The 10,323-nt window shown below is 71.2% G+C and carries 8 protein-coding genes; 3 read left to right on the top strand and 5 right to left on the bottom strand.

The window, feature by feature from the left end:
* Positions 1-44 precede the first annotated feature (44 nt).
* The 4 genes from ACQKIP_RS29415 to ACQKIP_RS29430 form a co-directional block, all read right to left on the bottom strand.
* Entirely contained in the window at positions 45-1,055 is a 1,011-nt protein-coding gene (locus tag ACQKIP_RS29415) for an LLM class F420-dependent oxidoreductase (RefSeq protein WP_365853410.1), read from the bottom strand.
* A gap of 119 nt (positions 1,056-1,174) precedes the next feature.
* Positions 1,175-2,041, bottom strand: coding sequence for a hypothetical protein (locus tag ACQKIP_RS29420; protein WP_365852378.1), 867 nt, complete (start codon positions 2,039-2,041; stop codon positions 1,175-1,177).
* Between the two features lie 148 nt (positions 2,042-2,189).
* The gene (locus tag ACQKIP_RS29425) at positions 2,190-3,197 is read right to left on the bottom strand and encodes an N-acetylmuramoyl-L-alanine amidase (protein WP_365852380.1); all 1,008 of its coding nucleotides are present in this window, start codon (positions 3,195-3,197) and stop codon (positions 2,190-2,192) included.
* Between the two features lie 22 nt (positions 3,198-3,219).
* Positions 3,220-3,873: a class I SAM-dependent methyltransferase gene (locus ACQKIP_RS29430; RefSeq protein ID WP_365852382.1), complete on the bottom strand. Its 654-nt coding sequence runs from the start codon at positions 3,871-3,873 to the stop codon at positions 3,220-3,222.
* 153 nt (positions 3,874-4,026) lie between these two features.
* On the opposite strand from ACQKIP_RS29430, the gene ACQKIP_RS29435 reads away from it, so the two are divergent.
* Positions 4,027-4,671 carry a CatB-related O-acetyltransferase gene (locus tag ACQKIP_RS29435; protein WP_365852384.1) on the top strand — a complete coding sequence of 215 codons (645 nt, stop codon included), beginning with the start codon at positions 4,027-4,029 and terminating at the stop codon, positions 4,669-4,671.
* A gap of 213 nt (positions 4,672-4,884) precedes the next feature.
* On the opposite strand, the gene ACQKIP_RS29440 is transcribed toward ACQKIP_RS29435, so the two are convergent.
* Positions 4,885-6,615 (bottom strand): MFS transporter, encoded by a 1,731-nt coding sequence (locus ACQKIP_RS29440; protein ID WP_365852386.1) that lies wholly within the window; start codon positions 6,613-6,615, stop codon positions 4,885-4,887.
* A 239-nt stretch (positions 6,616-6,854) separates the two neighbouring features.
* Between ACQKIP_RS29440 and ACQKIP_RS29445 the strand changes: the two genes are divergently transcribed.
* A complete protein-coding gene (locus ACQKIP_RS29445) occupies positions 6,855-9,074 on the top strand; it encodes an acyl-CoA dehydrogenase (protein WP_365852388.1) in 2,220 nt (739 codons plus the stop codon).
* 48 nt (positions 9,075-9,122) lie between these two features.
* Positions 9,123-10,313, top strand: a complete 1,191-nt coding sequence (locus ACQKIP_RS29450; RefSeq protein ID WP_365852390.1) for a lipid-transfer protein — start codon at positions 9,123-9,125, stop codon at positions 10,311-10,313.
* The last annotated feature ends 10 nt before the right edge of the window (positions 10,314-10,323 follow it).

The raw sequence follows: 10,323 nt of genomic DNA on the forward strand, positions 1-10,323 counted from the left end.
GGAAGGGGCGGGATTGGGGAAAGCCCCGCAGGGTCCGCCCCCACCTAACTGTTCAGCTCTGCCAGTACCCGCAGGGTGTGGGGGTCGGGCGCGAGGACCAGCAGATCCGTCACCGGTCCCTTGCGCCACAACTCCAGCCTCTCCGCGATCCGTTCACGAGGCCCCACCAGAGAGATCTCATCGGCGAAAGCATCGGGAACCGCGAGGACCGCCTCCTCCCGGCGCCCCGCCAGAAACAACTCCTGAATCCGCCGCGCCTCTTCCTCGAACCCCATCCGCGCCATCAGATCCGCATGAAAGTTTCGCGCGGAGTGCCCCATTCCGCCGATATAGAACCCCAGCATCGCCTTGACCGGAAGCAAGCCCTCCGCCACGTCGTCGCAGACTTTCGCCCGCGCCATGGGGGCGACCAGAAACCCGTCCCGCGCTTCCGCGAGCGACGCCTCGTACACATCGGACCGCATCGGCGACCAGTAGAGCGGCAGCCACCCGTCCGCGATCCGCGCCGTCTGCGCGATGTTCTTGGGCCCCTCCGCCCCCAGCAGCACCGGCAGATCCGCCCGCAGCGGATGCGTGATCGGCTTCAGGGGCTTGCCCAGACCGCTGCCGTCATCGCCCTGGTAGGGGTGCGAGTGGAAACGTCCGTCGAGGGCGACGGGCCCCTCCCGCCGCAGCACCTGGCGGATGACGTCCACGTACTCCCGCGTCGCGGTCAGCGGCGACTTCGGGAACGGCCGCCCGTACCACCCCTCCACCACCTGCGGTCCGGAAAGCCCGAGCCCGAGCATCATCCGCCCGCCGGAGAGGTGGTCCAGGGTCAGTGCGTGCATCGCGGTCGTCACGGGCGAGCGCGCCGCCATCTGTACGACCGCCGTGCCCAGCTTGATCCGCGAGGTCTGCGCCGCGATCCAGGTCAGCGGCGTGAAGGCGTCCGAGCCCCAGGCCTCCGCCGTCCACACGGAGTCGTAGCCGAGCCCCTCGGCCTCCCGGGCGAGCGCCACATGCCCGGGGTCGGGGCCGCGCCCCCAGTAGCCGAGTGCGAGTCCCAGGCGCATGTCCGAGCCCATGCCCCATTCCTTCCTGACGGTCCGTCAGTTCAGTGCAGAGAGGCGACTGTACGACAACGGCCCCCCGCCCGGAAGGGCGAGGGGCCGCGAGGTGCGGGAGCGGGCGATCAGCCGCGCTGGATCCCCGTGGTGTCCTGGAGAACGCCGCGACGGCCGTCCTGCGTCTGGGCCACCAGGCCGGGGCCGCGCTGCTCGACGGCCAAGTACCAGGTGCCGGGCGCCAGTTCGGCGATCGGCGTGGGCGAACCGTCCTCCGCGTACAGCGGACGCGGCACCGGCACGGCGAACCAGAACGGCGAGAAGTCACCGGTGGCCTGCGCCGCTCCGGGAGGCGGCGTCTGCCCCTGCGGCTGACCGGGCTGGGCGCCATAGGGCTGACCCTGCTGCGGCTGACCGGGCTGGGCGCCGTAGGGCTGACCCTGCTGCGGCTGGCCCTGCGCACCGGGGTAGCCGTAGCCACCCTGCGGCTGACCGCCGTAGGGCTGCGGGGCGGCCGGGCGCGGGGCGCCGACGAGGGGGGCCTTCAGTGCCGGAATCAGCGCGGTAGCGACCGCTGCGGCGGCAAGGACCAGGGCGGCGATCATGCCGAGGATGAGGCCGATACCGGCGTCGGGTCCGCCGTTGCCGCCGCTCAGGCCGCTGTCGAAGAGGAAGCCGTACGACTGGTCGGCGTCGAAGATGGCTCCGATCGAGCTCCAGGCGGCAGCGATCGCGAAGGCGACACCGAGCTGACCGAGGTCGAGGCCCGCGACCTTGGGCGGCTGCGGAAGCGCACGGCCCACGACGATGAGGGCAGCGGCGATGAAGCCGAGCAGGTACACGCTCAACAGCAGGTTGCCGTTCGCCCAGGCGTTGGGGAGCTTGTCGCTGTCGCCGCCGTCGGCGTCAAGAGTGTCGAGGAAAGAGGCGATGAAGAGCAACACCGCTGCCCCGATCACCACGCCGTCGCCTCGAGTGAGAGAGCGGATATTCACTTCAGGTCCTTCGTAAGTCGTCTCGTCGGTGGAGGCGTCGCTCGCCGCAGGTCTCGGCGCAGAGCGCGGGGATGGCCCCCCATCGTACGGAGGACATTATCGTTCCCATGGGTGGGGTGTCTGCTCGGGATAAAGAGCTACCGACGCGTTATCCCCGCAGAAAACTCACGATTCCGTCCGAGATCCCCCGTGCTGCCTTCTGCCGCCAGGCGTCATTCGTGATCAACGCCTCGTCCTTGGCGTCCCGCATGTTGCCGCACTCGATGAATACCTTGGGGACGGTGGAGAGGTTGAGGCCGCCCAAATCCTTGCGCACGTCGAGTCCTGTGCCGTCGCCGATGTAATTGGACGGGGCACTGCCCGTGGCGCTCAGGAACTTGCCCGCGATGCGCTCGCCCAGATCGCGCGACGGGACGACGATCTTGGAGGTGTCCGCGGCGCCGGACTTCACCGACGCGGGCAGGATCACGTGGAAGCCGCGGTTGCCGGCCGCCGATCCGTCGGCGTGGACGGAGACGACGGCGTCCGCGCGGGCGTTGTTGCCGATGCGGGCGCGCTCGTCGACGCAGGGGCCCCAGGGGCGGTCGCCGTCCTGCGTGAACTTCACCGTGGCGCCCTCCTTCTGGAGCAGCGTGCGCAGGTGGCGCGAGACGGAGAGGGTGAACTCGGCCTCGGTGTAACCGTTGTTCGTGGAGGTGCCCGTGGTGTCGCACTCCTTGCGGTGCGTACCGACGTTGACGAGGCGGTTGATCTCGGCCGTGTGCTTGCCGTTGCCCGGGTTGTGACCGGGGTCGATGACGACGACCTTGCCCTTGAGGGGGCCGGAGGCGGCGGGACGGCCGGACGACTCCGGCGGCTTCGACGTGCTCGGCTCGTCGCTCGCCTTGTCCTTCTCCTTGTCGTCCCCCTTCCCCTTCTCGTCGTCCTTCTCGGAGGCGGACGGGGAGGTCCGGGCGGACGAGGAGCCCTGCGCGGACTGGCTGGAGGCGGGGAGCGATCTCGCGGGCTCGTCGCCCCCCGGCCCGCTCGTCGCCTCGTAGATGAGCCACCCGGCCAGGCAGGTGGGCACCAGCGCGGCGAGCGTCACGGTGAGAGGGCCGCCGGTGAAACGGCGGGGCGGGCGTGGGGGCTGACTGTCCGGACCTACGTACGACACGGTAGCGACTCTAACCGCGAGGTCAGATCCCCGTGCCCGTTCGGCGCAGGACGCGCAGAGAGTCTGTTGCGGAGACCTCGGTGAACGCGCCGGACTCCAGGGCCCTGAGGTACACGCGGTACGGGGCCTGGCCCGTCATGATGTCGGCGGGGTCGGGGAAAACGTCGTGGATCAGGAGCAGGCCGCCCTGAGCGACGTGCGGGGCCCAGCCCTCGTAGTCGCCGGTCGCGTGCTCGTCCGTGTGGCCGCCGTCGATGAAGACGAGACCGAGCGGGCCGCCCCACGCCTTCGCCACCTGCGGCGAGCGGCCGACGATCGCGATGACGTGCTCTTCGAGGCCCGCGTGGTGGAGGGTGCGGCGGAAGGTGGGGAGGGTGTCCATCCGGCCGACCTCCGGGTCGACCGTCGCCGGATCGTGGTACTCCCAGCCCGGCTGCTGCTCCTCGCTGCCGCGGTGGTGGTCCACGGTGATCGCCGTGACGCCGGCCTCGCGGGCGGCGTCCGCGAGCAGGATCGTGGAGCGGCCGCAGTACGTCCCGACCTCCAGGAGCGGAAGGCCGAGGGCCGCCGCTTCCGCCGCCGCCGCGTACAGGGCGAGGCCCTCGCCGGTGGGCATGAAGCCCTTCGCCGCTTCGAAGGCGGCGAGGATCTCCGGCTTGGGCTGGGGGGCGGCCATGGGGGTCCTCCTGGGCTGCGGAAACGCGGGCGGGAAAGCGGGCGGGAGAGCGGGCGGAAAAGTGGTGGGGCTGTGCCGTGGGCCGACCTATGCTGCCGCATGGCCCGGCCGATCATGGAGGCGGGGCCGTCACCGGCAGCGGAGGGAACGTTCATGAATCTCGTACCGGCGGATCCGACGGTGCTGCATCCGTTCCCGGACCAGCCTCGTGTCGTGCTCCTGAAGCCGCTGGTGAAGTCTCCCCTGATCGAGGCGGGGGAGTACTCGTACTACGACGATCCGGATGATGCCACGGCCTTCGAGACGCGCAATGTCCTCTACCACTACGGGCCGGAGAAGCTTCGTATCGGGAAGTTCTGTGCGTTCGGGACGGGGGTGCGGTTCATCATGAACGGCGCGAATCACCGGATGGACGGGCCCTCCACGTTTCCCTTCCCCATCATGGGCGGCTCGTGGGGCGAGCACTTCGACCTGATCAGCGGGCTGCCCGGGCGGGGGGACACCGTCGTCGGGCATGACGTGTGGTTCGGGTACGGGGTGACGGTGATGCCGGGGGTGCGGATCGGGAACGGGGCGGTCGTCGCTTCGGGGTCTGTGGTGGTGGATGACGTTCCCGACTATGGGGTGGTCGGGGGGAATCCGGCGAAGCTGATTCGTACGCGGTACAGCGAGTCGGAGGTCGAGCGGTTGCTCGCGGTGGCGTGGTGGGACTGGCCCGTGGAGCACCTCACCGAGCACGTCCGGACTGTGATGTCCGGAACCATTGCTGACTTGGAGCAGGCTGCTCCGCAGGGGTGAGGGACTTCTCCCCAACCCCGCCCCTTCCCGAAAACTCGCTGGCGCGAGGGCCTTGCCGTTGCCGCAATCACCGGCTCCGCCGAGTTCGTCCTCAAACGCCGGACGGGCTGAGATTTCCCCGGCCGGCGTTTGAGGCCATCTTGTACGGGGTCTGGGGCGGAGCCCCAGTTTCGGGAAGGGGCGGGACTGGGGAAAGCCCCGCAGGGTCCCGCCCTACGCCAGCACATCACTCCCGCCCGCAGGCAGCAGCAGGTCGACCTCCACCGCGTCCGCGCGATACGCCGCCGCCGAAGCAAGCGGCGCATGCCCCGCGGCCGTGGCCGCGAGGACGTACGAGCCGTCGCCCGGCACCGGGAGCGAGTAGCGCCCGCCCTCATCCGTGAGGGCCGACCCCGCCTGCCGCCCCCGGCGGTCGATCAGCGTGACCTTGGCGCGGGCGACCGGCACCCCGGAGGGGCTCAGCACCCGGCCGTGGAAACCGGCGAGCGCCTCCGTCGCGGCCCGCAGATTCGCGTCCTCCTCGCTGCTGGCCCGGAGCTGGGTCTTGACCGAGCGGCGGGCGGAGGGCAGGAAGAGGGCGAAGACCAGTCCCAGCGCGACCGCGCCCGTGGCGATCAGGAAAGAGGTCCGGAAGCCTGTCATGGTCGGGATCGCGACGCCGCCCACGTGGTCCGCGGTGTTGGCGAGGACCATGCCGATGACGGCGCTGGAGACCGACGTACCGATGGAGCGCATCAACGTGTTGAGGCCGTTCGCCGCGCCCGTCTCCGAAGGCGGCACGGCGCCGATGATCAGCGCGGGGAGCGAGGAGTAGGCGAGGCCGATACCCGCGCCGATCACCACCGCGATGATGATCGTCTGCCAGGCGGCGCTCATCAGGCCGAGGCCGGCGCCGTAGCCGATGCCGATGATCAGCATGCCGAGGATGAGGGTCACCTTCGGGCCGTACTTCGCCGACAGGCGCGCGTACACCGGAGCCGTGAACATCATCGTGAGGCCCAGCGGCGCCACGCACAGGCCCGCGACGACCATGGACTGGCCGAGGCCGTAGCCGGTGGCGGTCGGCAGCTGGAGCAGCTGGGGCAGGACGAGCGAGATCGCGTAGAACGCCACGCCGACCATGATCGAAGCCAGGTTGGTGAACAGGACCGCGGGGCGGGCCGTGGTGCGCAGGTCCACCAGCGGCGCCTTGAGGCGCAGCTCCATCACGCCCCACAGGACCAGGACGACCGCCGCCGCGCCGAACAGGCCGAGCGTCATGCCGGAGGTCCAGCCCCAGTCGCTGCCCTTGGTGATGGGGAGCAGGAAGAGGACCAGACCGGCGGAGAGGCCGAGCGCGCCGGCCACGTCGAAGGTGCCCTGCGCCTTCACCTGGCTCTCGGGCACGAAGAGGACGGTCAGGAGCATCGATATGACGCCCAGGCCCGCCGCGCCGAAGAACAGGGCGTGCCAGTCGGCGTGCTGCGCGGTCAGTGCCGCGAGGGGCAGCGCGAGGCCGCCGCCGACGCCGATGGAGGAGCTCATCAGGGCCATCGCGGAGCCGAGCTTCTCGCGGGGCAGCTCGTCGCGCATCAGGCCGATGCCGAGCGGGATGGCGCCCATCGCGAAGCCCTGGAGCGCGCGGCCGACGATCATCACGACGAGGTCATCGGTGAAACCGCAGATCAGCGAGCCCACGACCATCACGGCCAGGCTCGTCAGAAGCATCCGGCGCTTGCCGTAGAGGTCGCCGAGGCGGCCCATGATCGGGGTCGACACGGCGCCCGCGAGCAGGGTCGCCGTCATGACCCAGGTGGCGTTCGACGGCGAGGTGCTCAGGAGTGTCGGCAGGTCCTTGATGACCGGCACCAGGAGCGTCTGCATCACCGCGACGACGATGCCGGCGAAGGCGAGTACGGGGACGACTCCGCGGGTGCCGCGTTGGTGGGTCGTCGACTGCGTCATTACGTGGGGCCTCCGGGGGCGCTGCGAAAAACTGGCAGGGGTACGTGCAGTGCGAACCTGTTTCCCGGGGCGACTATTCCGACGGATGTCGTACGAGGGGAATTCTTGACCTGCTGTTAACCGGCCGGATAAGTGGTGCGCCGACCGGCCCGACATCTGACCCTCCGTCAGGCTTCCGCCGTACTGGAACGTGTTCTAGTCTGTCGCCGTCCCGGAAGCTGCTACCGGCGAGGACGCGCATGGGCATCGGAATCACGCAGGAACAAGGGGAGTTGGCGGCGGCGGTACGCGGCTGGGCCGCCCGCGCCGTACCGCCCGAGGAGATACGCAAACTGCTCGACGCCCCGGTCGGCACGGGCGGCAGGCCCGCGTACTGGGACGGACTCGCCGAGCAGGGCCTGCTCGCGGTGCACCTGCCGGAGGAGTGCGGAGGCGGGGGCGGCGGCCTCGTGGACCTCGCCGTGGTCCTGGAGGAGGCGGGGCGCGCCGCGCTGCCGGGGCCGTATCTGGCCGGCGCCCTCGCCTCGGCCGTGCTGCATGCGGCGGGCGCCAATGATCTTGCCGCCGACCTGGCGTCCGGGGCGCGGATCGGCGCCGTCGCGCTCGGCGAGGGCACGCTGACCGCGGTGTCCGCGGCGGACGGCCGCATCCTCGACGGGGTTGCCCCGCCCGTGCTCTCCGGGGCCGACGCCGACCTCCTGATCCTGCCCGCGAAGTCCGCCGAGTCCGCCGAGTCCGCCGAGTCCGCGGACTCCGCAAGCGGCACGGTGTGGCTGGCCGTCGACGCCGCCGGGCTGACCGTACGGACGCAGGAGAGCGCCGACCCGACGCGGCCCACCGCCGAGGTGACGGCGGCCGGAGCGGAGGTCCCGGCAGGGCGGGTGCTCGACGTGGACGGGGCGCTCGTACGGGATCTGGCGTGCGTCCTGTACGCGGCGGACGCGTGCGGGGTGGCCGGCTGGGCGCTGGATACAGCCGTCGAGCACGCGAAGGTGCGCGAGCAGTTCGGGCGGCCCATCGGACAGTTCCAGGCGGTCAAGCACGCCTGCGCCGACATGCTGGTGCGCCTCGAACAGGCGCGGGCACTTGCGTGGGACGCGGCGCGGGCGGCCGGTGAGCCGCCACAGGTGCGGGGGCTCGTCGCCGCGCTCGCCGCGGGGGCCGCGCTCGACGCCGCGTACTCCTGCGCCAAGGACGCCATCCAGATCCTCGGCGGCATCGGCTTCACCTGGGAACACGACGCCCACCTGTATCTGCGCAGGTCACTGGTTGCCCGGCAGCTGCTCGGCACCGGTGACGCGCACCGGCTGCGGGCGGTGCGGCTCGCGGAGGGCGGGGCACGCAGGGAGCTGCGGATGGAACTGCCCGGGGAGGCAGAGGCGTACCGGGAGCAGGCCCGCGAAGCCATCGCACCGGCCCGGGGCCTCGACCCGGCCGCCGCCCGCAAGGCACTCGCCCCGACCGGCTACGCGGCGCCGCACCTGCCCGCGCCGTACGGACTCGGCGCGGGCCCCGTGCAGCAGCTCGCCGTCCAGCAGGAGCTGGCCGCCGCCGGGGTACGCGTCAGCGATCTCGGGATCGCCACCTGGGTGGTGCCCTCGCTCATCGCGTACGGGACGCGGGAGCAGCAGGAGCGGTTCCTGGCGCCGACCCTCCGGGGCGAGGTGCTGTGGTGCCAGCTGTTCAGCGAGCCCGGAGCGGGTTCCGACCTGGCCTCGCTGCGGACGCGGGCGGAGCGGGTCGACGGCGGCTGGCTGATCAACGGCCAGAAGGTGTGGACGAGCGCGGCGCAGTGGGCGGACCACGGAATCCTCCTTGCCCGCACGGACCCCGAAGCGCCCAAGCACAAGGGGCTCACGTACTTCCTCATCGACATGAAGCGGGCCCGTGGCGTCGACATCCGCCCGCTGAAGGAGATCACCGGGGACTCCCTCTTCAACGAGGTCTACTTCGACGACGTGCTGCTGCCCGCCGACGCGGTGGTCGGCGAGGTGAACGACGGCTGGCGGGTCGCGCGCCACACCCTGGGCAACGAACGCGTCCACATGGCCGACCAGCTGACCTTCGACACCGGCCTCGAAGCGCTCATCGGACGCGCCGCCGGTCTCGACGACGCGTGCCGCGCGCGGATCGGCGCGCTCGCCGCCGAGGCGCACGCGCTGGCCTGCATCGGCCTGCGGACGACGATGCGGCAGGTGTCCGGCGCTGAACCGGGGGCCGGTGCCTCCGTCCGCAAGCTCGTGCAGACCCCGCACCAGCAGAAGGTCGCCGAACTCGCCCTGGAACTGCTCGGCCCGGCGGGCGCGGTCCGCGAGGGCGCGGGGGAGCGGGCGCTGCACGGCTTCCTGATGTCGCGCTGCCTGACCATCGCGGGCGGCACCACGCAGGTGCAGCTGAACGTCGTCGCGGAACGGCTCCTGGGCCTGCCGAGGGACCCCGAGCCGCGCCCGGTCAGCTAGCCCCGCCCCATCATCCAGCCCGCCCCACCCTCCAGAAGGAGCCGGACAGTGAAGGCGTACATAGTCGGCGTCGGCATGACGAAGTTCGAGAAGCCCGAGACGCGGGACTGGCAGTACTGGGACATGGCGAAGGAGGCGGGGACGAAAGCCCTCGACGACGCCGGGATCTCTTACGAGGACGTGGAGCAGGTCCCGGTCGGCTACTGCTTCCAGGCCTCGACGGCCGGCCAGCGGGCCGCGTACGAACTGGGCCTGACCGGCGTCCCCGTCTACAACGTCAACAACAACTGCGCGACGGCCGCGACCGCGCTGATGATGGCGCGGCAGTTCGTCGAGGGCGGCATCAACGACTGCGTGCTCGCGCTGGGCTTCGAGAAGATGGCGCGCGGCGCGCTCGGCGGCGGATCCGACGGCGGGGACTTCAAGACGTCACCGGTCGCCAGGCACTACGGCGTGATGGCGGCACGGCACGGCTTCGAGATGACCCCGCCCACCGCCCAGATCTTCGGCAACGCGGCGCGCGAGCACATGGAGAAGTACGGCACGAGCGAGGCGCAGCTCGCCGCGGTGGGCGCCAAGAACCACCGGCACTCGGTGCACAATCCCTACGCCCAGTTCCAGGACGAGTACACGGTCGACGAGATCCTCGCCGCCAAGACCATCCACCGCCCGCTCACCAAGCTCCAGTGCTCGCCCACGTCGGACGGCTCGGCCGCCGCGGTGGTGGTCTCGGAGCGGTTCGTGGAACGGCACGGCCTCCAGAACCGCGCCGTGGAGATCGCCGCGCAGGCGATGACGACGGACACGGGGGAGTCCTTCGGCTCGGGCTCGTGCATCGACGTCGTGGGACAGCCGATGTCGGGGGCGGCGGCGCGGCAGGTGTACGAGAGGTCGGGACTCGGCATCGAGGACGTCGACGTGATCGAACTGCACGACTGCTTCTCGATCAACGAACTCCTCACCTACGAGGCCCTCGGCATGTGCGCGCCGGGCGAGTCCGGGAAGCTCGTCGAGAGCGGGGCGACGACGTACGGCGGGCAGTGGGTGGTGAACCCCTCGGGCGGCCTGATCTCCAAGGGGCACCCGCTCGGCGCCACGGGGATCGCCCAAGTGGCCGAGCTCACCTGGCAGTTGCGGGGCGAGGCGGACGCACGGCAGGTGGCGGGGGCGCGGGTGGGCCTGGCGCACAACATCGGGCTCGGGGGAGCGGCGGTGGTGACGCTGCTGCGCAGGGGATAGCGGCCCGGGG

Origin of the sequence: Streptomyces sp. NPDC059900 (genome assembly GCF_050270335.1) — a bacterium.
Taxonomy (GTDB): Bacteria; Actinomycetota; Actinomycetes; order Streptomycetales; family Streptomycetaceae; genus Streptomyces.